This window comes from Desulfobulbus sp. (genome assembly GCF_031547805.1).
Classification (GTDB): Bacteria; Desulfobacterota; Desulfobulbia; order Desulfobulbales; family Desulfobulbaceae; genus Desulfobulbus.
This window is the reverse complement of the sequence record NZ_JAVBRQ010000035.1, coordinates 103,090-127,153: the sequence shown is the minus strand read 5'-3', so window position 1 is coordinate 127,153 and position 24,064 is coordinate 103,090. Positions and strand designations below refer to the sequence as shown.

The following is a 24,064-nucleotide window of genomic DNA, read 5'->3' as shown; positions in this document are numbered from 1 at the left end:
GTCACTCCTTGCGCAGGTACACCGTCGAGGTCCGGATCAAAGCGAGAAAATCGGTGAAGCCGCGCGCCTGCAGGGTCTGCTCGATCATCGCCGGGTCGCGGTAGAGCTGGGAGAGTTCGGTTACCATGTCGCCGCGCATCGCGGAATCGGCCGTCGGCGATAAAATCAGAAACACCACGTGGACCCGGTGCTCGTCGAGCGGCGACAGCCTGAGGCCCTCGGCCGAGATGCCGACCACCACGTAGGGCCGGCCGATCTCCTCCACCCCGGCGGCCAAAAGCAGCACGTCGTTGACGATGGCGGCGCAGGCCACGTCCTCGGGGGCGCACTGCACCCGGCGGATGCGGTGCGGCTCCAGCCGCCCCTTGAGCACCCGGCCGACCACCGCCGCCATCTCCTCGATCGCCGCCTTCATCGAATCGGCCCGCAATCCGGGCAGGAACAGGGCCGACCGGAACGCATCCTCCAGCCGCACCTTGCGGACGGGCCGCAGGATCGCCTGGATCATCGGCCCGCCCATCATCGAGGTGACGATGGCGGCGATCACCAGGGCCACGAACAGCTCCTGGGAAATAATCCCCCGCTCCAGGGCGAGCAGCCCCAGGATGATCTCCATCGCCCCGCGCGAATTCATGGCAAAGCCCGCCGCCAGGGCCTCGCGGTTGCCCATCCGCGCCCACTTGGCCCCCATGGCGCCACCGACCAGCTTGCAGCCGCAGGCCAGCACCAGGATGGCCAGGACCAGGGGGCCGTCGAAATGGGCGATGAAGTTGACCTTGAGTCCGATACTGGCAAAAAAGATGGGCGAGAAGACGTTGGCGATGAACTGGTCCAGGATGTAGCGGCTGCGGCGGCGCAGGTTGGGCGAGTCGCCCACGGCCATGCCGATGAAAAAGGCGCCGAAAATGGCGTGGATGCCGATCCATTCGGTGAAGGAGGCCCCCAGCAGGGTGAGGATGACCACAAAGCCGATTTCACCGCCCGGCCACCAGGTGTAGGCCTGGACATAGGGCAGCAGCCGATGGATCAGCTTGCGGCCCGCCGTGAACACGAAGACCACGAACCCCAGGGCCAGGAGCACGGTGCGGGTGACGCCGTGGCCGAGGTCGGCGGCGTTGTCGATCATGCCCAGGACCACGGCGAAAACGACCCAGCCGACCAGGTCGTTGAAGATGGCGGCGCTGACGATCACCACCGCGAAATCGCTGCGATAGAGGTTGAGGTCGAGCAGGGTCTTGACGATCACCGGCAGGGCCGAGATCGACATGGCGATCGCCAGGAACAGGGCGAAGAGCAGCGGGTCGATATGCGGCTGGGCCCCGAAGAAATGCGGCAGGTGCCAGGCGCAGAGCAGGCCGGCGGCAAAGGGGATGGCGATGCCGGCCACGCCGACCTTGAGCCCGGCCAGGCCCTTGCGCCAGACATTGGAAAGGTCGACCTCCAGCCCGGCCACCATCAGAAAAAGGGTCACGGCAATGCCGGCGATGGTTTCAAAGGCCACGGCGCCCGGCCCGTCCTGGGGAAAGAGGAAGACGTTGATCTCCGGCGCGGCCGCCCCGAGCACGGTGGGCCCGAGCAGCACCCCGGCCAGCAACTCGCCCACCACCGCCGGCTGCCGCAGGCGGTGCGCCAACTCGCCCAGTACCCTGGCCGCGATCAGCAGGACGCTTAAGGAAAGCAGGAGAACGGTGATGGCATCGGGTTGCATGAACGTTCTTGCAAAAAAAAGGATGACCGCGTCCGGAAGCCTCCGGCCCGCTCAGATCTCAACCTGGTTACCGAGCTCCACCACCCGGTCGGGCGGCACCTTGAAGAACGAGGTGGCGTTCCAGGAGTTGCGCGCCATGAAGATGAACAGGTGCTTGCGCCACTTGGCCATGGGCGAGGTTCCGGTGGGCAAAAGGGTCTCCCGGCCGAGGAAGAACGAGGTGGTGTAGATGTCGATCGCCAGCCCCTTTTTGCCCAGGAGTTCGAGGACTCGCGGAATGTTGGGGCTCTCCATGAACCCGTAGTAGGCCTTGACCCGGTAGAAGCCCTGGCCCAGGTCCTCCAACTGCACCCGCTCCCCGGCCGCGATGGTCGGCGTCTCCGCCGACAGGACGGAAAAAAGCAGCACCCGCTCGTGCAGGGCCTCGTTGTGCTTGAGGTGGTGGAGCAGGGTATGGGGGATGCCCTCGGGGTGGATGGACATGAAGACCGCGGTGCCGCTGGTCCGCTGCGGGCTGTACTTGGCAAGATCGTTGAGGAAGACGTCGGTCGGCAGGCGCATCAACTCGTAATGCTTGGCTAAGAAGGCCCGGCCGTCGCGCCAGGTGATCATGGCGGCGAGGATGACGGTGGCAATGCAGATGGTGATCCAGCCGCCGTCCGCCACCTTGAAGATGTTGGAGGCCAGGAAGGAGCTGTCGAACAGGAGAAAAAGCAGCAGCAGCGCCAGGCTCTGCCACAGCGGCCAGTTCCACTTGATCCGGGTGACCTGGAAATAGATGGTCGAGGTGATGGTCATCGAGGCGGTCACCGCAAAGCCGTAGGCCGCGGCCAGGCGGTCGGATTCCTCGAACACCAGCACCAGGGTCAGGCAGGCGATCATCAGCATCCAGTTGACCGTGGGGATGTAGATCTGCCCCTTGGCCATCTCGGAGGTGTGGACGATCCGCATGCGGGGGATGAATCCCAGCTGAATGGCCTGCTGGGTCAGAGAATAGACCCCGGAGATCATGGCCTGGGAGGCGATGATGGTCGAGAAGGTGGCCAAAAACACCAGAGGATAGAGCATGTCCTTGGGCGCCAGGGCGAAGAAGGGGTTGATGCCGGCGCTCTCCGGGTTCATCAGCAGATAGGCGCCCTGGCCGAAATAGTTGAGCAGCAGGCCGGGCAGGACGACCAGATACCAGGTCAGGCGGATGGGCAGGCGGCCGAAATGGCCCATGTCGGCGTACAGGGCCTCGCAGCCGGTGATGCACAACACCACCGAGGCCAGGGAAACCGTGCCGTGGAGGTGATTGGCGGAGAAGTAGGTGATTATGTGGACGGGGTTGAGGGCGGAGAGCACCAGCGGCTGCTTGACGATGGCCATCAGCCCCAGCACGCCCAGGGTGGCGAACCAGACGGTCATCACCGGGCCGAAAACCTTGCCGATGACCGCGGTGCCGTGCCGCTGGAAGAAGAACAGCGAGCCCAGGATCACACAGGTCAGGGGAACCACGAAATGGGCGGCCGCGTCGGTGGCCATGTTGATGCCCTCGATGGCCGACAGCACCGAGATGGCCGGGGTGATCACGCCGTCGCCGTAGAGCAGCGAGGCGCCCGAAGCGGTGAGGACGGTCAGGATGGCCCAACGCCGCTTTTCGTTCTTCAGCCGGCTGCGGAGCATGGCCAGCAGGGAAAAGGTGCCGCCTTCCCCCTTGTTGTCGGCCCGGAGGACGAAGAGGATGTATTTGATGCTGACCACGAAGATCAGGGACCAGAAGACCAGGGAGAGAATCCCCAGGATGTTGGTCTGGGTGGTCGGCACGCCGTGGGTGCCGAAAAAGCACTCCTTCAAAGTGTACAGCGGACTGGTGCCGATGTCGCCGTAGATGATGCCCAGGGCCGCCAGGGCCAGGTGGCCCAACGGGGCCTGGGGATGATGGTGCTCGTCGTGGGCGGAGACAGGTTGAGCGGGTGCAGGGGGGGCGGGGGCAACGGACGCGTCCACGGAATTCTCCTGTTGGTGACCAAGGCAATGCAGCCTCTGGCAACAACCGGAGGCTCCCATGATGCTGACGAGGTGAGCTGACGGGCTCGGGCTGAGAGATGCCTTACGCGTGTGCGATCCGCCCCGTGAAGGTGGTTCCCCCGCTCCCGCGGCAAGCCGGCGGGATTAAGCGTTTTCTTTTGCAGCGCGCCGCATCCGCGAAAACCGGCTATCGCATACTAACTATGCACGGCTGCGGCGGCAACGCAATATCTTCTCTCGTTTTTTTGCCTTTTGCAATCGAATTCTTCGGAGGCGAAAGGCCTCCGGCCACCTGGAGCCCGCAAGCCCGAGCGGGCCCGCCCGTTCGGGTGGACCGACAACGATTGTGATGTTTTTTCCCGTGGTATGGGGTAGTACTCCGGCATGCGCGCTTCCACCTCCTGTTCGTCAATCGACCTCGCCGGCCCGACACCGGCCGGCCCGTCATCCCGAGTGGTGGTGGTGGGCGGCGGCGCCGCCGGTCTGATGGCCGCGGGCCAGGCCGCCTTGACGGGTGCCCGGGTCGTGCTTCTGGAAAAGATGGCCCGGCCCGGCCGCAAGCTCTGCATTACCGGCAAGGGTCGCTGCAATCTCACCAACGTGGCGCCGCTACCCGAATTCCTCGGCCATTTCGGCGCCACCGGCCCCTTTCTCCGCCAGGCCTTCCACCGTTTCTTCACCCCACACCTGCTTGATTTCTTTCACGAACTTGGACTGAAAACAGTGACCGAACGGGGAGGCCGCGTCTTTCCCGCCTCCGGCAAGGCACCGGAGGTGCTGGCGGTGTTCGAACGCTGGCTGGCGCGTTGCGGGGTCGAAGTCCGCCCGGGCATGGCGGTCAGCCGCCTGGTGCTGGCCGAAGGAGCGGTCACCGGGGTGGTCTGCGGGGCCGAAACGATTGCCTGCGACGCCCTGGTGCTGGCCACCGGCGGCGCCTCCTATCCCTTGACCGGCTCCACCGGCGACGGCTACCGGCTGGCGGAGGCGGCGGGGCACCGCCTGGTTGCCGTCCGCCCGGCCCTGGTGCCGCTGATCGCCCAGGGCAGCCCCGCAGCCGGAATGGCCGGCCTGCAGCTGCGCAACATCAGGGCGCGGCTGTTCATCGACGGCAAGAAACGGGAGGAGGCCTTCGGCGAGCTGACCTTCACCGAGGACGGCCTGAGCGGGCCGGTGATCCTCACCATCAGCGGCCGGGTGGTCGATGCCCTGCGGGCGGGGCAAACGGTGCAATTGCTGCTCGACCTCAAGCCCGCCCTGGACGAAAAAAAACTCGACGCCCGCCTGGTACGCGATTTCGAGCAGCGGCGCAAGGAACCGCTGGCCGCCGTGCTGCGCGGCCTGCTTCCCAGGGAGATGGTGGCGGTGGCCCTGGAAGCGACAGGTCTGGCCGCCGAAGCGCCGGCCGGTGCCATCCGCAGCGAGGAACGCAAGCGGCTGCGCCACTGGTTGAAGAATTTCCGCCTGCCCGTCACCGGCCACCGGCCCCTGGCCGAGGCCATCGTCACCGCCGGCGGGGTCGACACCCGCGAGGTCGATCCCCGCACCATGGCCTCCCGGCTGGTGCGCGGCCTCTATTTTGCCGGCGAGGTGCTCGATCTCCAGGCCGATACCGGCGGCTACAATCTCCAGGCCGCCTTTGCCACCGGCTGGCTGGCCGGCCGCTCGGCGGCGCAGGGAAAAAGACGCTACGAGCTCACCATATCACCGGATAACGCAAATATTGGCCGGCAGTGAAAGCATGTCCTTGAGCATGAGGTGGTAGTTTTTTTCTTTGACGCTGCGGGTGTTCAGCGCCTGTGTGGCTTCGGTTTCGATGATGGCGAGGTCGTAATCGTCCTCTGTGCTGCACCCGACGCACCAGCTCACAAGGCACTTTTCGCCGTCATGCCCGGCGTCGACGATGTACCGGGCCAGCCTGCCGTATCGGTCGCGTTCCGGCTGGCAGTGGATGTGCTTGGCAAGCATCCGTCAGCCTTCCATTGACGAAGAGAAAAACTTGTACTATATATTGTACAAATGAGGTGAAATCATGCTTGACGCCATCAGTTATTCCGAAGCTAGAAAAAACTTGGCCTCCCTTATGGAGAGCGTTTGCGACGACAGCGACGTTGTGGTCATTACCCGCAGAAAGGCCCGGCCCGTGGTGCTGATGTCGTTGGACGAATACAACAGCATCCAGGAAACAGCGCATCTTCTGCGCAACCCGGCCAACGCCGAACGGCTGCTGGAAAGCATCGCCGAACTGCAACAGGGCAAAGCCCTCCCGCGCGCTCTTGCCGACATTACAGAAGAAGACGGCCAATAATGGCCCTGCTGACCTGGACTCCCAAAGCCTGGGAGGACTATCTGTACTGGCAGGAACACGATAAAAAGAAATGCAGGCGCGTCAATCTGCTGATTGCCGCCGCTTTGCGCACGCCTTTTGAGGGCGAAGGCAAGCCGGAGGCGTTGAAATTCCAGCTTGCCGGTTTCTGGTCGCGCCGTATCGATCAGGAACACCGCCTCGTCTATGCCTGGGACGAAAAGTCCGACACCCTGACCATTCTGCAATGCCGCTACCATTACGATAAACGCTGACGTGCCGGAGTTCATCGAATCCTTGGGGCGGCAGCCTTCAATTCGCGTTGCCCGGTTTCAATTTCCCGCAGCAGGCGGCGCAGTTCGTGTTCCGGCCCCTTGCCTTCGGCCAGGGCTGATTTTCCAAAACCGTCTGTTTATGCTCCAGGCTGGGAACGGCCATGCCGCAGCACACCCGCTTGGCGAAAGTGGACAGGAACAGCCCGGCCCTGGCGGCGCAGGAAAAAAGACGCCACGATCGCAACATATCATCAGATAACGCAAATATTGGCCGGCAGTGAAAGCATGTCCTTGAGCCATCGTCCCGTTGCCGAAGAAGAGATACCGCTCATCTGCGGTTTTCCGCAAAATGCAGGCGAACTGTTCTTCTGCTTCCCGCAGGCCACATTCCCGCTGACCGTGCCGCAGTTGCGCGAGGCAATCGCCCGACGCTCGGACTCAACGGTGGTTGAACTCAATGGCGCTGTTGTCGCTTTCGCCAATTTTTACCGATGGGAAACGGGCGGCTGTTGCGCGATCGGCAACCTCATCGTCGCCCCGGCAGCCCGCGGGCTGGGCGTGGGTCGATATCTCATCGAACGGATGATGGACATGGCTTTCACCAAGCACCAGGCCGCCGAGGTCAGAATTTCCTGTTTCAATCGAAACGTGGCGGGGCTGCTGCTCTACCCCAAGTTGGGGTTTCAGCCCTATGCCATTGAGCAACGGCAGGATAACAAGGGGAATCAGGTCGCGCTCATTCACCTGCGACTGCCGCGTCATCCGGCCTGATCCCTGCCCTCAATCGCCCGGCCACTCTTTGGTGGATCGTTTCGCTTGCGGCGCCATGCATGCAAGGCGCGGAAGAAAAGTTTTGACAAAACGTGTCGACAAGTGTAAATATATGGACATGAAAATCGATTATACCCGTACCCTTCCGGATGCTTGGCAACCGATGTCCCGCGTGTTCACCGCGCTTGGCGACGAACACCGCCAACGCATTCTCTTGCTGTTCGAAAAAAACGAACGACTCAATGTCGGCCAGATCGCCGAGGTTTCGACCCTGTCCCGATCCACGGTCTCGCATCATCTCAAAATCCTGCGCGAAGCCAAGGTGCTGAATTCGGAAAAAATCGGCAAGGAGGTTTGGTACTGGATAAACTGCCCCTACCTGGAGCAGGTGCTCGACAACGTCTTGACTTATGTCCGGAGCTTGGAATAAAATTTTCCCTGATATGTCGAAATGTTTAAAAATATAGTTTCAATCCGCTCGTTCTCCACTCTATCGTGAGGTGCCCGCATGTTTCGCTCATTGATCACGTTCCTGCTTCGAGTTTGCTGCCGTTTGCTCTTTCGGGTGTCGGTCCGGGGGGACAGCAACGCCTTCGCCGCCGAACGGTTACTGGTGGTGGCCAACCACGAATCTTTTCTCGACGGCTTGCTGCTCGGGCTGTTTCTGCCGCTCCGGCCGGTTTTCGTGGTGCATACCGTGGTGGCCAAAAATCGTTTTTTCCGCCTGGTTCTCTCCCTGGTCGACTACCTGGCCGTGGACCCGACCAATCCGATAGCCATGAAAAAAGTGGTGCGGTTGCTGGAGTCGGGGCGACCGGTAGTGATCTTTCCCGAAGGACGCATCACCACCACCGGCAGTCTGATGAAAGTGTATGACGGCCCGGCCTTTGTCGCCGCCAAAACCGGCGCCACCATCCTGCCGGTGCGCCTGGACGGCGCCTCGCGCAGTTATTTTTCCCGTCTGTCGGGCAAGACCCGGAAATCGCTTTTTCCCAAGATCCACATCACCGTCCTGCCCGTCACCCGTATTCCCATGCCCGAAGCGGCCACCGCCAAACTGCGCCGGAAAATGGCCGGCGAAGCCATGCGGCGCTTGATGCAGGAAATGATTTTTGCATCCAGGCCATCCCAAACCCTGTATACCGCGCTCTGCGACGCGGCGGAGATATTCGGCAGCACGCGCCGGGTGCTCGAAGATATCCGGCAAGTCGAATATTCTTACAAGGATCTGTTGCGAATAACCCTCGCGCTCAGCCGCCAGGTGGAACGAATCACGACGGAGAACGAACGGATCGGCTTGCTGCTACCCAACATGGCTTCCACCCTGGGCCTGCTGCTCGGCCTCTCCGCTCGCCGCCGGGTTCCGGCCATGCTCAACTACACCGCCGGCATGGAAGCCATGCAAGCGGCCTGCACCGCAGCGGAAGTCCGTCTCGTCCTGACCGCGCGCGCCTTTGTCGAACAAACCAAAATCGCGGATAAATTGTCCGGACTGCGCGGTATCGAACTGGTGTACCTGGAAGACCTGATCGGCCAGATCCGTCTGCCCGATAAAATATGGCTCTGGGCCTATGCGCTCCGATTCCCCAGAACCTTTGCCCTTCCCTCCTCTCCCGAGGATCCGGCGGTCATCCTTTTCACCTCCGGTTCGGAAGGCCAACCCAAGGGTGTGGTGCTCTCCCATCGGGCCATTCTCTCCAATATCGCCCAAGTACGGGCCGTGATCGATTTTTCCGTGGACGACAAGGTGCTCAACGCCATGCCGATTTTCCACTCCTTCGGGCTGACCGCCGGCACGCTGATGCCCGTTCTCACTGGGGCGGGGCTCTTTCTGTATCCCAATCCGCTCCATTATCGCATCATCCCGGAGCTGGTCTACGACCGCAACTGCACCGTTTTGTTCGGCACCTCGACGTTTTTGAACAATTACGCCCAATCCGCCCACCCGTACGATTTTTATCGGCTCCGCTATGTGGTGGCCGGGGCGGAAAAGCTCACCGAGACCGTGCGCAACCTGTGGTTCGAGAAATTCGGCATTCGCATTTTCGAGGGGTATGGCGCCACCGAAACCGCGCCGGTTCTGGCAGTGAATACCCCCATGGCGTATCGAACCGGCACGGTCGGCACCTTTCTGCCCGGCATCGAAGCCAGGGTGCTGCCGGTGCCGGGCGTGGAACACGGCGGCCTGCTCCACGTCCGCGGCCCGAACTTGATGAGCGGCTATCTCAAGGCGGATCGGCCCGGCGTGGTGCAAGCGCCGACTTCCGAACTGGGAGCGGGCTGGTATGCGACCGGCGATGTAGTGGACGTCGACGCCGAGGGATTCGTCAGCATCTTGGGGCGGCTCAAACGCTTTGCCAAGATCGGCGGAGAAATGGTCAGCCTGGAGGTGGTGGAAAAATTGGCCTCGGCCGTCTCACCGGAGCACAGCCATGGCGCCCTTGCCCTGCCGGACGAGTCCAGAGGCGAAGCCATCGTGCTGTTCACCACCGATGCCGACCTCACTCGTGCCCTGTTGGCCGCGGGTGCGAAAAAACTCGGCATTCCGGAATTGGCGCTGCCGCGTAAAGTGCACTTCCTGGACGCGCTGCCCCTACTGGGCACGGGAAAAATCGACTACCCGTCTCTCACCCGACGCGCCGGGGAACTTTCGGCATGAAACCTTCGGATCTTCTGACAAGGCGGGGTTTTCTCGGCCTGCTGGCCGGGGTCGCGGCCCTTGGCGCCACCGGACCCATCCTGGCAAAACCGCGTCTGCGCAATCCCTGCCGCCCGGCGGAATTTCCCGACCTGGAGCACTATCCGAGGCTCAATACCCTCTGGCAAGAGATCGATCCGCACCAGTTCTGGGACTGCCATGTTCATCTGGCCGGCACCGGCGACAGCAAGAGCGGCATTGTCCTTGGAGCGCAACTTGCTTCCGCCCGCCACCCGCTCCAGTACGGGCAGCGCCTTGTGTATATGAACGGCGGCTGCACCGATTCCAGCCAAGGGGTGGACATCAGTTACGTGTCCCGCTTGCTCCAACTGATCGATGCCATGCCCCAGGGCGCGAAGACCCTTCTGTTCGCCTTCGATCGTTTTCATGACGAGGCCGGGCGCCCGGATTCCGACAAATTGACCATGTACGTCCCGGACGAATACGCGCGCAGTCTTGCCGCAGCCTATCCGGCCCGATTCGAATGGGCCGCCTCCATCCATCCCTACCGCAACGACAGCCTGCCCGCCCTGCAACAGGCCGTAGCCGGCGGTGCCCGAGCGATAAAATGGTTGCCTTCGGCCATGGGCATAGATCCGGCCGCCCCTCGCTGCGACGATTTCTACCGCGCCCTGGCCACTGCCGATCTGCCCTTGATCGTTCACTGCGGCCAGGAGCAGGCGGTCGAAGGCAAGGGCCGACAGCACCTCAACAATCCACTCCGGTTACGCCGAGCGCTGGACGCCGGCGTCCGGGTCGTCGTCGCTCACTGCGCCTCCATGGGGACGGACATCGACTTGGACCGCGGACCGGCGGGGCCGAAAACCGACAGCTTCCGCCTCTTCAGCAGGATGATGGACGAACCGCGGGCACAGGGACTGCTTTTTGGCGACATTTCCGCCATTACTCTCCGCAACCGCCCATTGGCGATCACCAAGACCCTGCTTTCCCGAACCGACTGGCATTCCCGCCTGCTGCACGGCTCCGATTATCCGCTGCCAGGCATCCTGCCCCTGATTGCACCGGCCAGCTTGGCGCGGGCGGGCCTGTTGCCCGGAGATTCCATCGACGGATTGGAAAAATTACGCGAGCATAATCCCTTGCTTTTCGATTTCGCGCTCAAACGGCTGCTCCGCTGGCAGGGGAACTCCTTTGCCGCCTCTGTTTTTCAAACTCGTCTTTTTTTCACGAGGGCCTGACCATGAGTTCCCAGTTCAGTCTGTTCAATACGCCACGATTTCGGCCTTTCTTCATCACCCAGTTTCTCGGGGCCTTTAACGACAACCTGTTCAAGAACGGGTTGGTGGTCATGCTCACCTTCCAGGCGGCCGCATGGACGGATCTCAAAATCGAGATTCTGGCCAATTTGGCGGCCGGGATCTTCATCCTGCCGTTTTTTCTCTTTTCCGCAACCGCCGGCCAACTCGCGGACAAATACGACAAGGCCATGCTGGCCCGATTGGTCAAATTGCTGGAAATCGCCATCATGCTCGTGGCTGCCGCGGGATTTTGGCGGCACAGCCTGCCTCTGCTCCTGGGGGCCTTATGCCTGCTCGGTTGCCATTCCACGCTGTTCGGACCGGTCAAATACGCCATCTTGCCTCAACACCTGCGGCAAGAAGAACTGATGGGCGGCAATGCCCTCATCGAAGCCGGAACGTTCATAGCCATCCTCATTGGCACGCTGGCCGGCGGTCTGTTGGCCGGGGCCGCCCATCCCCTGTGGATAGCCGGTTGCGGCCTGCTGATCGCCGTCGCCGGGTACCTGACCAGCCGCAGCATCCCGACCGCGCCGCCGCCGGAGCCGCAATTACGCATCAATCCGAATCCGGTCACGGAAACCTGGCGCAACATCAATTTCGCCCGTGAAAACCGCTCCGTCTTCCTCTCCATTTTGGGTATTTCCTGGTTTTGGCTTTATGGCGCCCTGTTCCTGGCCCAATTCCCGGCCTACGCCAAAAATGTCCTGGGCGGCGGCGAATCGTCCGTCACCTTGCTGCTCGCCGTTTTCACCACCGGGATCGGTGCCGGTTCCCTGCTCTGCGAGCGGATGGCGGGCAAACGCATAGAAATCGGCCTGGTCCCCTTCGGTTCCATCGGCCTGACCCTGTTCGCCCTGGACCTTGCGCTGGCCTCTCCCGCGAATCCGGTGATCGGCGCCCACCTTGGCCTCTGGGCGCTGCTTGGCCAATTCTCGACCTGGCGCCTGCTGATCGACTTGCTTTTGATCGGCATGTTCGGAGGTTTTTTCATCGTTCCTCTTTACGCCCTGGTCCAGGTGCGCAGCGATAGCGGACACCGGGCTCGGATCATCGCCGCCAACAATATCCTCAACGCCTTGTTTATGGTCGTGGGGTCGATCGCGGCGGCGGCCATGTTGAGCGCGGGTTTGACCATTCCATGGTTGTTTGCCGTTGCCGCCGCCTGCAATGCCGCCGTCGCCTGTTACATTTACGGGCTGGTGCCGGAATTTCTCCTCCGCTTCCTGGCCTGGTTGCTGGCACATTGCCTTTATCGGCTGGACACGCAAGGCACGGAACATCTTCCCGAGGAAGGAGCGGCAATGCTGGCCTGCAATCATGTCAGTTTTGCCGATATTCCGATCATTTTGGCCGCCTCCCCACGGCCGGTCCGCTTTCTCGTGGAGCGTCGTTACGTGCAGCAGCCGCTGATCGGCTCTCTTTTGCGCCGCAGCGGGGCTATCGCTTTCCTCCATGGCGACGAACAGGAAGTACGGACCCAGGTGCTCGACCAAGCGGCAGAGGCCCTGGCCAAGGGCGAATTGTTGGCGCTGTTTCCGGAGATAACCCATACGCCGGACGGTGAAATACAGCCGTTCCAACCACTGGCCAGCCACATCCTGGCGCGTTGCCCCGTACCGGTCATTCCCATGGCTTTGCAGGGATTATGGGGCAGTGTTTTCTCGCGGATCGGCAAAAAAGCCCAGCGTTTCCTCGGCCGACGCGGCCTGTTCTCGCACATCGCCTTGACGGTCGGCGAGGCAATCCTTCCGGCCGACGCCACTCCGGAACACCTGCGAGCCGAGGTGATTCGACTGCGGGGCGAGCGTCGCTGACCGGAGTGTCTGCCGCAGGCAGGCAATCTCTCCGGCACACCTCTGTCAACGCAAGACGGAAGAAGGTGTGGCGGACATGCTGGAAACCGATTGTCACTCACATTCAGTCGATTGCATCCTGGAGGGTCTTCTGCCGATACTTCTGAGATCTCTCCGCACTGCGCTCGTCGAAACGACCAACAAAGGACGTCGAAACAAGGAGAACGTTGACACACGATCATCTCGAACGCAGCGAAAGATCTCGTTTGCTCGACCGGCCTCCCGGAGCGTCAAGAACACCGCCGATTGCCGGCAAACGAGCTTGGCTGAGGTTCGATGGTCATCAGATACTAAAAAAGGGATATCGTCCGGTCCTCAATTGAAGGACCAAGAATGTCCGCTGCACGTTTACCCAAGGACGTAACTCGGCTTTGCGGTTATAGAAAAATTCTATCCCCTTGCAGGGCAAACAAGATTATATTCGCCGAAGGGCTCCGCGGTCGCGAGCCATGGACCCTGGCCGCACCTGCCCTGCTTTCCCGGCCCCAGGAGGTGCCGAGGGCTTGCCCGGCCCGAACTCCACCGGGCCGGGCAAAACTTTGGGGGACGATGAACAAAGAGAAAGAGAGCTTCTCCGAACAGCGCATGCGCATAGTAACAGCAACTGAAAGGCCGCCTTCACTCACCAAGGCCCTTCTTGATATTTGGGAGGCCTCGGTTACGGCCACGCATCATTTTCTCTCATCCGACAACATTCAATCCATCAAACCTGTCGTTGCAACCGCGTTGGAGGCAATACCCTTGCTTGCCTATGCGGTGGATGCGGATAATATGCCGCTCGGTTTCATGGGTATCGACGGCAAGAAGATCGAAATGCTGTTCATCGGGCCGGAGCACAGGGGCCTGGGGCTTGGCCGCCTCTTCATTCATCATGCAGTCACAGGCCTTGGCGCGCAGTATGTCGACGTCAACGAGGAAAACGTTCAAGGAACGGCATTTTATCAGCACATGGGATTCCAGGTATGCAAACGCTCGGAGCATGACAGCCAAGGCAATCCCTTTCCCATTCTGCATATGAAGATGGAAATCCCGCCCGAGCATGCAAGCGGGCAAGGTCCTTGAATGCTCATCGCTCAGGAACCGAGCCAACAGGCATCGATCTTCCCTCCGGATTTTCATCAAAATTTGAATGCGCAATGAAATGAAATTATTTCCTGGCTCGACCACAGCAATCTGCACCATGCTCGCCTTCGCATCTCCCGCCGCGGCGTGGGAAGGCTACGACCGCAAGACCGGCACCTACATTGAAATCGAGGAAGGCCAAACCGTGCACTCGAGGCGGGAAATCGAGTATTACGATTTCGGCCGACGCGAATATCGCCGGGGAAGCGTCGAATCCGTCCACGATGACGGCGCATCCGTGGAGATCGAGGTGTACGACCGGCACTCGGGGGAATACCGAACCTTCGAGATGGAAAGCGAGTGAAACCGCAGCCGCCCCCTCCCCTGTTCCTGCCCTGCACCCGTGAAGAGATGGCCGAGTTGGGCTGGGAAACGCTCGACGTCATCCTGGTCACCGGCGATGCCTACATCGACTCGCCCTTCATCGGGGTGGCGGTGATCGGCAAGCTTTTGCTCCAACACGGCTTCAAGGTGGGGATCGTCGCCCAGCCCGACTGCCGTTCGGCCGAGGATATCTGCCGGCTCGGCCAGCCCCGCCTTTTTTGGGGGATCACCGGCGGCTCCATCGATTCCATGGTCGCCAACCGCACCGCTTCCGGCCGCAAGCGCCACACCGACGACTACACCCCCGGCGGCGACAACACCCGCCGGCCGGACCGGGCGGTGATTGCCTACGCCAACCTGATCCGCCAGCATTGCAAGCGCACCGCGCCCCTGGTGCTGGGCGGCATCGAGGCCAGCCTGCGGCGCCTGGCCCATTACGACGCCTGGGACCGGCGGGTACGGCGCTCGATTCTCGTCGACGCCAAGGCCGATTACCTGCTCTACGGCATGGCCGAGCGCAGCGTGGTCGAGCTGGCCCGGGCCCTGGCGGCCGGGCAATCGCCAACCGCCATCCGCGGCCTGTGCCACCTTGCCCAAGAGCCGCCGGCCGAGGCCCTGCTTTTACCCTCGCACCAGGAGACCGCCACCGACCACCAGGCCTTTGCCGCCATGTTCCGCGCCTTCTACGACCACAACGATCCGCTCACCGCCCGGCCCCTGGCCCAGCAGCAGGACAGCCGCTACCTCGTCCACAACCCGCCGCAGCCGGTGCTGACCACGGCGGAACTCGACGCGATCCACGAACTGGAATTCGCCCGCGATCTCCACCCCTGCCATCGCCAGGACGGGCCGGTCCGGGCGCTCGACACCATCCGCTTTGCCTTGACCACCCACCGGGGCTGCTACGGCGAGTGCAATTTCTGCGCGATTGCCGTGCACCAGGGCCGCACCGTCCAGAGCCGGAGCATCGATTCCCTGGTGCGGGAAGCGACCCGCCTTGCCGCCCATCCGGCATTCAAGGGAGTGATCGCCGATGTCGGCGGCCCGACCGCCAACATGTACGGTTTCGAGTGCGCCAAGAAACTGGCCAAGGGCGCCTGCCGCGACCGGCGCTGTCTGTTCCCCGAGGTCTGCCCGAGCCTCAAGCCGAACCACGGGCCGCTGATCGAACTGCTCCGCCGGCTGCGCGCCATCGCCAAGATCAAAAAGATCGCCGTGGCCTCGGGCCTGCGCCACGACCTGATCCTCGCCGACCGGACCCACGGCCTCGCCTATCTGCGCGAGATCGTCCGCCACCACGTCTCGGGGCAGCTGAAAATCGCGCCGGAACATAGCAGCGATGCCGTGCTGGCGGCCATGGGCAAGCCGGGCACCGAGGCGCTGCTGCGCTTCCGGAGCCTGTTCAACCGCCTGACCAGGGAAGAGGGGCTTGAGCAATACCTCACCTACTATCTGATCGCCGCCCACCCCGGCTGCACCCAGGCGGACATGGAGGAGCTGCGGGCCTTTTGCCTGCGCCGGCTGCATCTGCTGCCTCGCCAAGTGCAGCTGTTCACCCCCACGCCCTGCACCTGGTCCACCCTCATGTACTGGACCGGGATCGATCCGTTCACCGGCGAGGCCTGTTTCGTCGAAAAGAGTGAGGCCGGCCGGGAGCGGCAGAAGGCGGCCATCACCGGCCAAGCGCAGCAGCGGCCAAGCCGCCGGCCGCCGGGTCCGGCTGCGCCCCCCCGCCGAAAACGATCCTCCTGACCGGGCATTTCCGCCGCCACGCCACAGCCGCCCTAGTGCACCGGAAAATCGAAAAAGGTTGTCGGAAAGGGCTCGTTGTCGAGGGTGAAGTGCCACCACTCCCTGGCATACGGCGCAAAACCGTGCTTTTGCATGAGCTGTCGCAACAGCAGGCGGTGCGCCCGGGCCGCGGCGGGCACCGAGGGGCTGTCCGGCCAGGACTTGGGAGCAAACAGGTCAAACCCTGACCCCATGTCCAAACCGGGGTCGGAGGGACCGGCGGCACTGGCGGTGAGGGTCACGTCCACCGTGCTGCCGCGGCTGTGGCTCGACTTTGCGGCGATGTACCCCTCCTTGAACAGGTTTTCCTTGCCCAGCTCCGGATAGAATTCCCCTTGCATGCGCGTATCGCGCGGATCTTCGGCCCAACGGACGAAATGCTCCACCGCCCGCTGAGGCCGGTAGCCGTCGAACACCTTCAGGCTAAGACCGAAGGGACGCAACTCGTCCTGGACCGCCTTGAGCGCCAGGGCCGCCTTTTCGGTGAGGATGCAGCGGGGACGCAGGTAGCCGTCGATGGGCCTTCCCACGAAATTGTGGGCGGTGGCATAGCGAAGCTCGATCTTGATGTCGGGTATCACCCGGTCCAGATAGACGAATCCGGTCGGCAGGCCCGGTTCCTGTCCGCCCCCCCACGCAGTCGTCCCGAACAGGCAGGCGAGCGCGAAGCAGAGCCTGCGGAGAAAAAGAGTTTTTTTGATTTCCATGTCACGCTTCCTGGCGGACCGGTTGTCCGGGCATGGCTCGATTGCGGGCGCGGGCGGCCAGGCCGGAATCGAGACCGCCGGATCGAGGTTGCTGCCAGGCAGGCACAAAAAAGAAGAGAGCACAAACACCGCTTTGAAAATTCGCTCATTTATCGTATATAAGCCGACACAATCGGCCGGCTGCCCGATGCGGCCCGCCCGCTCGTCGATACTCTCCGTAACCGAAGCGATGCCCACTTCCTCCTCCTCATCGGCGGCCCAGTCCGCCGTCAACGTCGACGATGCCGGCGACTGGTTTCCGGAAAACCTGGCGCGGATCAACGCGCGGCTGATGCAGCTTGCCGCCCATTCTTCCGTTGCCAGGCCGGCGGCGGTGTTTGATTTCGACAACACCTGCATTTTCCGCGATGTGGGCCAGGCCGTATTCTGCTATCAACTGCAACATCTCCACTATCGCCTTGCCCCGGAGCAACTGGCCGCGATCCTGCCCCGGCCCGAGGGCCAACTGGCCGGCCGGCCGTTGGCCGCCATCGTCGCCACCCTGGTTCAAGCCTACCGGACGCTTTTTCCGCTGCTGCTCGCCGGCCGCACGGCAAAGGCCCTGAGCCTGCCCGAGGCCCGGATTTTTGCCGCCCTGCTGCTCTGGTTCACCATCCAGGCCCGCAAGGACGAACGGCTGGGACCGCTCTACGTGCTGCCGTTCATGGCCAAGCTGCTGGCCGGGTTCACCACCGTTGAATTGCGATTCCTGGCCATGGACGTGGTGCAGGCGGCAGGCCTGGAGCCGCTCGACGAGGCCACCCTGAGCGCAGAGGCGCCGGCCCCGATCGGCCGCATCGAGGCGAGCTATCCCCGCGGGCTGCACCCCTATCCGGAAATGCTGGCACTGATGCGGCGATTGGCTGGGCTGGGCATCGAACGGTACGTTATTTCGGCGAGCGCCGAATGGCTGGTGGAGGGGGCGGCGAGCTGGCTGGGCTTTCCGGTGGAGGCGGAGCGGGTATTCGGCATCCGGGTCGGCCTGGATGCGGGCGAAGTGCTCACCATCAGCGATCCCCTCGATTATCCGGTCACCTACCGCGAGGGCAAAACCGAAGTCATCCGCCGCTGGATCGGCTCCCGCCCGATGCTCGTGGCCGGGGACGCCGACACCGACTACGAGATGCTAACCCTGCCCGAGGTCGATCTCCGCCTGCTGCTCAACCGGCGGCAACGCGGTCTAATCGCCACCCTGTACGAGGAGCGGCACGTCCTGGTGCAAGGGCTGGACCTGGCCACCGGCCGCTTCCGGCCAGCGCGGGAGTCGATCTAGACCGAAAAGACCGTGCCCCGGCGCCGGATTTCCCGGACAACACGACCCTTGGACTTGCCTTATTTCTTCAAGGCCGCGGCGAAATCGAGCATCCGCTGGATCGGGATGCGGGCCCGGGCCGCCAGTTCCGGCGCCACCTGGATCTCGCCCTCGCCGGTTTCCAGCACCCGCGCCAATTTCTGCAAGCTATTCATCTCCATCCAGGGGCAGCGGGCGCAACTCTCGCAAGTGGCGCCCTCGCCGGCGGTCGGCGCGCCCAGCAGGATCTTGTCCGGCGCCAGTTGCCGCATCTTGTTGAAGATGCCGGCGTCGGTGGCCACGATGAATTCCCGGTTGGGCAAATCCCGCACCGCCTGGATCAGGGCGGTGGTGGAGCCGACCACATCCGCCTGCGCCACCACCTCTTCCGGCGATTCCGGATGCACCAGCACCGCGGCCTGGGGATGGAGCGCGCGCAGGCGCGTCAGCCCCTCGGCCTTGAAATCCTCGTGCACCACGCAGGAACCCGGCCAAAGAATCATCTCCACCCCGGTCAGACGCTGGACGTACCGGCCGAGGTGCCGGTCCGGCCCCCAGAGGATTTTTTCCCCCTTCTCGGCCAGGTGCTTGACCACCGACAGGGCGATGCCCGAAGTCACCACCCAATGGGAGCGGGCCTTGACCTCGGCGCTGGTATTGGCATAGACCACGACGGTGTGGTCGGGATGACGGTCGCAGAAGTCGGTGAACAGATCGATCGGGCACCCCTCGTCAAGGGAGCAAGTGGCCTCGGGCGCGGGCATCAGCACCCGCTTTTCGTTGCTGAGGATCTTGGAGGTCTCGCCCATGAACCGGACTCCGGCCACCACCAGGGTTTGGGCCGGATGGGCGGCGGCGAACCGGGCCATTTCCAAGGAGTCGGCCACGCAGCCGCCGGTGGCCTCGGCCAGATCCTGCAGATCCCCGTCGGTATAGTAATGGGCCACCAGGACCGCATTCTGTTGGCGCAGCATGGCCGCGATCCGCTCCTTCAGCGCCTCCTTGTCCGCGGCGGGCAGCTCGGGCTTGAAAGGATGCGGCGGGACCGCGATCCGGGGAAGGATGACATCCGCCAGGGTTTCTCGTGCTCCGTTCTTCATGGCAAGTTCCAGGGTCGTAAGTTCGATCAAAAAACCGGGGCATTCCCGCCGCCGGGCGCAACGCGAGGCTCCCTACTACCGCAAAATACCGCGCCCGACAACCATTTTCACCGCAGCCTCCGACCACTTTCCTCCTCGGTCCGGAAAGCGTTGCCGGCGGATGCACAAAGTCGAATTCCGTGGTTCCCTGTCGGCGCATCGTACGTTATACTATCGACATCCAGGCAACCCGTTTCCCCGTGATTAGCCATGCATGTCTACCCCTCAGAACTCGTCGCGCTCATCACTCAGCGTTGGGAAGCCATGTCCGCGGCGGCCGAAGGCGGCGGCGAACCGGGCACCGGCGTGCTGCCGGGCAAGGAAGCACTGGAGCGGCTGATCTCCACCTGCTATCAGGTCAGCATGATGCGCGAGGAGGACCGGCCGGTGACCCTGCGCCTGATCCTGGCGCCCTCCACCCTCTTTCCACCCGACCAGGGGCCGCCCAAGGGCTTTCTCCGCCTGCTCTTCTCCAGCCCCCGCCCCTTCCACGAATACGAGCTGCGGCGGCTTTCCCCGGCCATCGATTTCGAACGCTCCCTGATCGCGGTCGAGCCGCATCCGGAAAGGACCTTCCAGATCTGGGGGGTGGTCAACTCGGGCATCCGCTGGCTCCAGGAGGAGCGCGGCGGCAACAAGAAGACCAAGCAGCTGCCCGATGTCTTTGTGGTCCATGTCACCGGGCCGGGCATGCTCACCCTCTGCCGGGGGCTCAAGATCATCGCCACCCTCAACGGCGGCAGGATCATCGATTCCACCGCCAATGCCTTCCATTCCATGTGGATGAACAAGCTGTTCACCAAGGAACGGAACCTCCTGCTGCAATTGCACGAGCAGTTCCGGGCCAGCGTGCTCTATCCGGTGGCCCGGATTCAGGACGACTTCATCGAGAACCTGCAGTTTCAAATCCTGAAGCGGGTGCTGAGCGTCAGCCGGATGTCGCGCCACGGCGGCACCTTCATCGTCTTTGCCGATGAGCATCCACTCGAATGGGCCACCGGCGACAATCCCTACCTCCTGATCAAGTACCGTTTCCGGCAGGACGAGGCCATCCAGCGCCAGCAGAACCTGATGATCCGGACCATCCGCCTGGCCACCACCGCCCTGGGCGACATCAAGGATCCGGACAAGGTCATCACCTGGAAGGATTACGTGGATCTCCGCCATGAATCGTCGGTCTATGACCTCGAGGAAGCCTTGTACGAGCACGCCCAGTTCGTGGCCAACCTGGCCGCGGTCGACGGCGCGGTGGTGATCAGCAACAGGGGGCCGATCGGCTTCGGGGCCATGATCGTCGGCTCGCTCGACAAACTGACCGAAGTCGCCATCGCCAGCGACGCCGAAGGCAAGATGGTCAGCCTGGTCAAGATCGAAGGCTACGGCTCACGGCATCGTTCCGTCTACCACCTGTGCAACACCCTCCACCAGGTGATGGCCATCGTCGTCTCCCAGGACGGCAACATCCAGCTGGCCAAGTGGCGCAACGGCATCGTCACCTGCTGGGATTTGACCACCCAGATGTTCATCGGCGATACCTGACCGCCCACCTCTCACCCCGCCGTCTCAATCGACCACCTGCCGCAGCCGCCGTTTCGCCACCGGCCACAGGGCCAGGGTGCAGCCGACCGCCGCCACCCCCATCCAGCCCAGCATCCGGATCTTGTCCGGCCATTCGAGCGAGAACAGCCACATGGACAGGGCGCCGACCATGAAATAGAAGAAGACCATCAGCGACGAGGCCGCGCCGGTATCCCGATCGACCTGTTCGAGGATCAGGTTGTTGCTCGCCGGCCGGCAGAAGGAAAAGGCAAAGGTGAGGCCGAACATCGGCAGGGTCAGCCGCCAGGGCAGGGGGATCCAGGGGCAGAGCAGCAGCAGCGAGGCCGCGAGCATGCCGGTGAAGGCCCAGGGCAGTAGCCGGGTGACCGAGGTATACCGAGCCACCCGGGAAAAGGTCAGGGGCGCCAGGACGAAGGCCAGGGCGTTGAAGCCGAAAAAGTAGCTGAACTGGCGCTCGCTAAACCCCAGCCGGGTGATGTAGAGATCGGGCGAGCCGCCGATGAAGGCAAAAACCGGCACGCAGGTGAAGGAAAGGGTCAGCAGCAGGAGCATGTAGCGGCGGTTGGCAAAGAGGCGCAGGTAGCTGGCCGCCACCTGGATCAGGCTGGGAGCCAGACGCTGCCGCAGGGATTCGTCCATGCGCCACACCCCGACCAGGGCCACGCCCCCCAGCAAGGCCTGGAGCAGGAAAATCCAGCGCCAGGAAAACAGGGTGAGGGTCCAACCGCCGAGGATCGGGGCGATCATCGGCGCGGCGGCGACAATGGCCCCGATCTGGACAAAAACCCGCTGCCGCTGCAGGCCGGAGAACCGGTCCTTGCTGACCGCGAACACGATGGCCGAGGCGGCCGCCGCTCCCGCCCCCTGGAGAATCCGGCCCCAGATGAGCATGGCCGGGCTTTGCGCCACCGAGCAGAGCAGGCAGGCAACGATGAACACCGCCACCCCGACGAGCAGGGGCGGCCGGCGGCCATAGCGGTCGGAAAGCGGGCCGTACAGCAACAGAAAGGCGCAGTAGGTCACGAAAAAGGCGACCAGGGTCAGGTTGATCGTCACCAGCGGCGCCTGCCATTCGTGCTGCAGCAGGGGCAGGGCCGGCAGATACATGTCGGTGGCCAGCGGCGGAAAGGCCGACAGCAGCGCCAACAGCAAAATGATCGGAGGAAAATGCTTCCTGAGCATACCGAGAAGTCCCATCCGGCCTGTTTCCTTTCTCGTGCAATGGGCAGGGCGAAACGGGAAACCGGAACCTCCGGGATGGTTTCCCTCCCGGCTTCTGCTTTCGCCCAATAAGAGGAATCAGTGGGGCGCGGCTGCGAAAAGCTCGTCCAACGACTCCTGCAGGTTGGTCATGGCATAGGGCTTGGCCAGCACGCCGGCAAAGCCGTGGGCCTGGTATTCTTCCATCACCGGATCGTGAGAATAGCCGCTGGACACGATCAGGCGGGCATCGGCATCCAGGGCCAGGATTTGGTTCGCGGCCTCCAGCCCTCCCATGCTGCCGGGAACGGTCAGGTCCATCAGCACCGCCGAATAGGGCGTCCCCTGTGCCATGGCCTCCGCATACAGGCGGACGGCCTCGCCACCGTCGGCACAGGCGCGAGCCTCGTACCCCAGGTGTTTCAGCATGGTCGCGGCCAGGTTGCGGATGATCACCTCGTCGTCCATGACCAGGATTGAGTGTTTCCGCTGGTCGTGGGCCGCGCGATCATCGGTCGGGGGCAGGGAGGCGCCCTCCGGCAGGATCTTGTCGGTGGCCGGCAGCAGAATGGTGCAGACGGCGCCCTTGCCGGCCGCCGACTCGACGCCGATATGGCCGCCGTGCCGGTTGACGATCGAGTAGGCCGCCGCCAGTCCCAAGCCGCTGGCCGTTGCCTTGGTGGTGAAGAACGGATCGAAGATACGCCCCATGATCGACTCGGGAATGCCGTCGCCCTCGTCGGCGACCGCAATCCGCACATAATCGCCTGTGGGCAGGGCCAGGGTGTTGTCGGCCTCGAGCCGGGCGTTGTCGGCACTGATGCGGATCGCGCCGCCGTTCGGCATCGCCTGGACCGCATTGGCGATGACGTTGTTGAGTACCTGGGCCATCTGGCCGGCATCGGCCTTGATCGACCGCACCGCCCCTTGTACCTGGATTTCGGCCCGGACATCCTTTTTCCGCAGCATCATTGCCGCCGCCTCGTCGATCAGCGGCCGGACCGCCATCACGTTTTTGACCGGGCCGCCGCCCTGGGCAAAGGTCAACAACTGGCGGGTCAATTCGGTCGCCCGCCTGGTGGCGTCCTCGGCCATATCCAGGGTGGGCCGGGCCGCGTGCGCCGGGTCGAGCAGGGTCCGGGCATAGGACAGATTGCCCATGATCCCTGTCAGAATGTTGTTGAAATCGTGGGCGATACCCCCGGCCAACGCCCCGATGGATTCCAATTTCTGCACCTTGACCAACTCGTTGTGCAGGTGTTCCCGCTCGGTGATATCGGTAAAGATGATCATGATCCGGTTATTGATCAACTGGGTGTTGGCGATGACATGGCGGATCTGGCCGTTCTTGCAGGCCACCTTGACCTCGTAAGGACGGGCCGGCTCGCCGCCCTGCTCGAGGCGTTTGACCGCGTTCCGCCAGAGAGAAAGCACTTCCTTGCGGTAGTCGGGATCGGGATAGGCCAGCAGAAACCACTGGTCGTCGGTGGGGATTTCGTCGAGGCTGTAGCCGAACCGTTCGGAGAAATTGACATTGATATATTCGACGGTGCGGCCGCTGGTCAGGCCGACTCCCACCGGCATGGCATCGAGGATGTCGAGGAGTTCCTGCCGGCTTTTGCGCAGATGGTCCATGGTTTCCCGGCTGGCGCCGATTTCCCGTTTCAGCGTCAGATACAACAGCCAGGCGGTCACCAGCACGAACAACCAGTCTTTGAAGATATCCGCCGCGGCGTGGAGTACCGGTCTGTCGATAAGCAAGTCGACGGCCAGGTCAGAAAAAAAGGTCCAGGGTATGGCAACGGTCAGATACAGGGCGACCATGGACAGCGGCCTTTGAATCCGACCTGCTAACGCATTTATTTCCATGTGTTTTGGTGGTTGCGACCAAGCAAAGGCAAGACTGAAAACGAAGCGTTCTTCCTGCGAAGGACGCCGGGGTGGACATTTTATTGTAGCAAGGAACAGGGGACGGGACAATCGCTTCCCGCACCTGATCCGGAAAGATTCCT

General features: G+C 62.9%; 20 protein-coding genes and 1 riboswitch. Of the genes, 13 read left to right on the top strand and 7 right to left on the bottom strand.

Annotated elements, in window-relative coordinates; translation table 11 throughout:
* Position 1: 1 nt before the first annotated feature.
* Positions 2 to 1,708: a cation:proton antiporter gene (locus RMR13_RS12790; RefSeq protein ID WP_310601015.1), complete on the bottom strand. Its 1,707-nt coding sequence runs from the start codon at positions 1,706 to 1,708 to the stop codon at positions 2 to 4.
* 51 nt (positions 1,709 to 1,759) lie between these two features.
* Entirely contained in the window at positions 1,760 to 3,697 is a 1,938-nt protein-coding gene (locus tag RMR13_RS12785; protein WP_310601014.1) for a potassium transporter Kup, read from the bottom strand.
* A 48-nt stretch (positions 3,698 to 3,745) separates the two neighbouring features.
* A riboswitch (cyclic di-AMP (ydaO/yuaA leader) is annotated at positions 3,746 to 3,879 on the bottom strand.
* Between the two features lie 223 nt (positions 3,880 to 4,102).
* Between RMR13_RS12785 and RMR13_RS12780 the strand changes: the two genes are divergently transcribed.
* Entirely contained in the window at positions 4,103 to 5,452 is a 1,350-nt protein-coding gene (locus RMR13_RS12780; RefSeq protein ID WP_310601013.1) for an NAD(P)/FAD-dependent oxidoreductase, read from the top strand.
* Here RMR13_RS12780 and RMR13_RS12775 read toward each other — a convergent pair.
* Complete coding sequence (locus RMR13_RS12775; RefSeq protein WP_310601012.1) at positions 5,420 to 5,683, bottom strand: hypothetical protein; 264 nt, start codon at positions 5,681 to 5,683, stop codon at positions 5,420 to 5,422. The two genes, RMR13_RS12780 and RMR13_RS12775, sit on opposite strands and share 33 nt — an antisense overlap.
* 64 nt (positions 5,684 to 5,747) lie before the next feature.
* On the opposite strand from RMR13_RS12775, the gene RMR13_RS12770 reads away from it, so the two are divergent.
* The 10 genes from RMR13_RS12770 (at position 5,748) to RMR13_RS12725 (ending at position 16,077) form a co-directional block, all read left to right on the top strand.
* A complete protein-coding gene (locus RMR13_RS12770; protein ID WP_310601011.1) occupies positions 5,748 to 6,023 on the top strand; it encodes a type II toxin-antitoxin system prevent-host-death family antitoxin in 276 nt (91 codons plus the stop codon).
* Entirely contained in the window at positions 6,023 to 6,295 is a 273-nt protein-coding gene (locus RMR13_RS12765; protein WP_310601010.1) for a Txe/YoeB family addiction module toxin, read from the top strand. Before RMR13_RS12770 ends, RMR13_RS12765 begins: the two co-directional genes overlap by 1 nt.
* A 285-nt stretch (positions 6,296 to 6,580) precedes the next feature.
* Complete coding sequence (locus RMR13_RS12760) at positions 6,581 to 7,066, top strand: GNAT family N-acetyltransferase (RefSeq protein WP_409070297.1); 486 nt, start codon at positions 6,581 to 6,583, stop codon at positions 7,064 to 7,066.
* A gap of 118 nt (positions 7,067 to 7,184) precedes the next feature.
* Positions 7,185 to 7,496 carry an ArsR/SmtB family transcription factor gene (locus RMR13_RS12755; protein ID WP_409070296.1) on the top strand — a complete coding sequence of 104 codons (312 nt, stop codon included), beginning with the start codon at positions 7,185 to 7,187 and terminating at the stop codon, positions 7,494 to 7,496.
* Positions 7,497 to 7,574: 78 nt separating this feature from the next.
* Positions 7,575 to 9,725, top strand: a complete 2,151-nt coding sequence (aas, locus tag RMR13_RS12750; protein WP_310601008.1) for a bifunctional acyl-ACP--phospholipid O-acyltransferase/long-chain-fatty-acid--ACP ligase — start codon at positions 7,575 to 7,577, stop codon at positions 9,723 to 9,725.
* Complete coding sequence (locus RMR13_RS12745) at positions 9,722 to 10,963, top strand: amidohydrolase family protein (RefSeq protein ID WP_310601007.1); 1,242 nt, start codon at positions 9,722 to 9,724, stop codon at positions 10,961 to 10,963. The genes aas and RMR13_RS12745 overlap by 4 nt, the downstream gene beginning before the upstream one ends.
* Positions 10,964 to 10,965: 2 nt before the next feature.
* Positions 10,966 to 12,840, top strand: coding sequence for an MFS transporter (locus RMR13_RS12740; protein ID WP_310601006.1), 1,875 nt, complete (start codon positions 10,966 to 10,968; stop codon positions 12,838 to 12,840).
* 588 nt (positions 12,841 to 13,428) lie between these two features.
* The gene (locus RMR13_RS12735; protein ID WP_310601005.1) at positions 13,429 to 13,941 is read left to right on the top strand and encodes a GNAT family N-acetyltransferase; all 513 of its coding nucleotides are present in this window, start codon (positions 13,429 to 13,431) and stop codon (positions 13,939 to 13,941) included.
* A gap of 79 nt (positions 13,942 to 14,020) precedes the next feature.
* Entirely contained in the window at positions 14,021 to 14,305 is a 285-nt protein-coding gene (locus RMR13_RS12730; RefSeq protein ID WP_310601004.1) for a DUF5334 family protein, read from the top strand.
* Positions 14,306 to 14,325: 20 nt separating this feature from the next.
* Entirely contained in the window at positions 14,326 to 16,077 is a 1,752-nt protein-coding gene (locus RMR13_RS12725) for a YgiQ family radical SAM protein (RefSeq protein WP_409070295.1), read from the top strand.
* Between the two features lie 32 nt (positions 16,078 to 16,109).
* Here the strand turns inward: RMR13_RS12725 and RMR13_RS12720 are convergent, their stop codons facing one another.
* Complete coding sequence (locus RMR13_RS12720) at positions 16,110 to 16,823, bottom strand: M15 family metallopeptidase (RefSeq protein WP_310601002.1); 714 nt, start codon at positions 16,821 to 16,823, stop codon at positions 16,110 to 16,112.
* Between the two features lie 229 nt (positions 16,824 to 17,052).
* Here RMR13_RS12720 and RMR13_RS12715 point away from each other — a divergent pair, with 229 nt between their 5' ends.
* Positions 17,053 to 18,135, top strand: coding sequence for an HAD family hydrolase (locus tag RMR13_RS12715; RefSeq protein ID WP_310601001.1), 1,083 nt, complete (start codon positions 17,053 to 17,055; stop codon positions 18,133 to 18,135).
* Between the two features lie 59 nt (positions 18,136 to 18,194).
* Here RMR13_RS12715 and nadA read toward each other — a convergent pair whose 3' ends face one another.
* A complete protein-coding gene (gene nadA, locus RMR13_RS12710) occupies positions 18,195 to 19,253 on the bottom strand; it encodes a quinolinate synthase NadA (RefSeq protein WP_310601000.1) in 1,059 nt (352 codons plus the stop codon).
* A gap of 249 nt (positions 19,254 to 19,502) precedes the next feature.
* Between nadA and RMR13_RS12705 the strand changes: the two genes are divergently transcribed.
* Complete coding sequence (locus RMR13_RS12705; protein ID WP_310600999.1) at positions 19,503 to 20,831, top strand: putative sensor domain DACNV-containing protein; 1,329 nt, start codon at positions 19,503 to 19,505, stop codon at positions 20,829 to 20,831.
* A gap of 24 nt (positions 20,832 to 20,855) precedes the next feature.
* On the opposite strand, the gene RMR13_RS12700 is transcribed toward RMR13_RS12705, so the two are convergent.
* Both RMR13_RS12700 and RMR13_RS12695 read right to left on the bottom strand, forming a co-directional pair.
* Complete coding sequence (locus RMR13_RS12700) at positions 20,856 to 22,049, bottom strand: multidrug effflux MFS transporter (RefSeq protein ID WP_310600998.1); 1,194 nt, start codon at positions 22,047 to 22,049, stop codon at positions 20,856 to 20,858.
* Positions 22,050 to 22,151: 102 nt separating this feature from the next.
* Positions 22,152 to 23,876 (bottom strand): ATP-binding protein, encoded by a 1,725-nt coding sequence (locus RMR13_RS12695; RefSeq protein WP_310600997.1) that lies wholly within the window; start codon positions 23,874 to 23,876, stop codon positions 22,152 to 22,154.
* Between the last annotated feature and the right edge of the window lie 188 nt (positions 23,877 to 24,064).

Coding starts and splice junctions, on each gene's coding strand:
- RMR13_RS12790 (WP_310601015.1), bottom strand. CDS start 1,708: ATGCAACCCGATGCCATCACCGTTCTCCTGCTTTCCTTAAGCGTCCTG.
- RMR13_RS12780 (WP_310601013.1), top strand. CDS start 4,103: ATGCGCGCTTCCACCTCCTGTTCGTCAATCGACCTCGCCGGCCCGACA.
- RMR13_RS12775 (WP_310601012.1), bottom strand. CDS start 5,683: ATGCTTGCCAAGCACATCCACTGCCAGCCGGAACGCGACCGATACGGC.
- RMR13_RS12770 (WP_310601011.1), top strand. CDS start 5,748: ATGCTTGACGCCATCAGTTATTCCGAAGCTAGAAAAAACTTGGCCTCC.
- RMR13_RS12765 (WP_310601010.1), top strand. CDS start 6,023: ATGGCCCTGCTGACCTGGACTCCCAAAGCCTGGGAGGACTATCTGTAC.
- RMR13_RS12760 (WP_409070297.1), top strand. CDS start 6,581: ATGTCCTTGAGCCATCGTCCCGTTGCCGAAGAAGAGATACCGCTCATC.
- RMR13_RS12755 (WP_409070296.1), top strand. CDS start 7,185: ATGAAAATCGATTATACCCGTACCCTTCCGGATGCTTGGCAACCGATG.
- aas (WP_310601008.1), top strand. CDS start 7,575: ATGTTTCGCTCATTGATCACGTTCCTGCTTCGAGTTTGCTGCCGTTTG.
- RMR13_RS12745 (WP_310601007.1), top strand. CDS start 9,722: ATGAAACCTTCGGATCTTCTGACAAGGCGGGGTTTTCTCGGCCTGCTG.
- RMR13_RS12740 (WP_310601006.1), top strand. CDS start 10,966: ATGAGTTCCCAGTTCAGTCTGTTCAATACGCCACGATTTCGGCCTTTC.
- RMR13_RS12735 (WP_310601005.1), top strand. CDS start 13,429: ATGAACAAAGAGAAAGAGAGCTTCTCCGAACAGCGCATGCGCATAGTA.
- RMR13_RS12730 (WP_310601004.1), top strand. CDS start 14,021: ATGAAATTATTTCCTGGCTCGACCACAGCAATCTGCACCATGCTCGCC.
- RMR13_RS12720 (WP_310601002.1), bottom strand. CDS start 16,823: ATGGAAATCAAAAAAACTCTTTTTCTCCGCAGGCTCTGCTTCGCGCTC.
- RMR13_RS12715 (WP_310601001.1), top strand. CDS start 17,053: ATGCCCACTTCCTCCTCCTCATCGGCGGCCCAGTCCGCCGTCAACGTC.
- nadA (WP_310601000.1), bottom strand. CDS start 19,253: ATGAAGAACGGAGCACGAGAAACCCTGGCGGATGTCATCCTTCCCCGG.
- RMR13_RS12705 (WP_310600999.1), top strand. CDS start 19,503: ATGCATGTCTACCCCTCAGAACTCGTCGCGCTCATCACTCAGCGTTGG.
- RMR13_RS12700 (WP_310600998.1), bottom strand. CDS start 22,049: ATGGGACTTCTCGGTATGCTCAGGAAGCATTTTCCTCCGATCATTTTG.
- RMR13_RS12695 (WP_310600997.1), bottom strand. CDS start 23,876: ATGGTCGCCCTGTATCTGACCGTTGCCATACCCTGGACCTTTTTTTCT.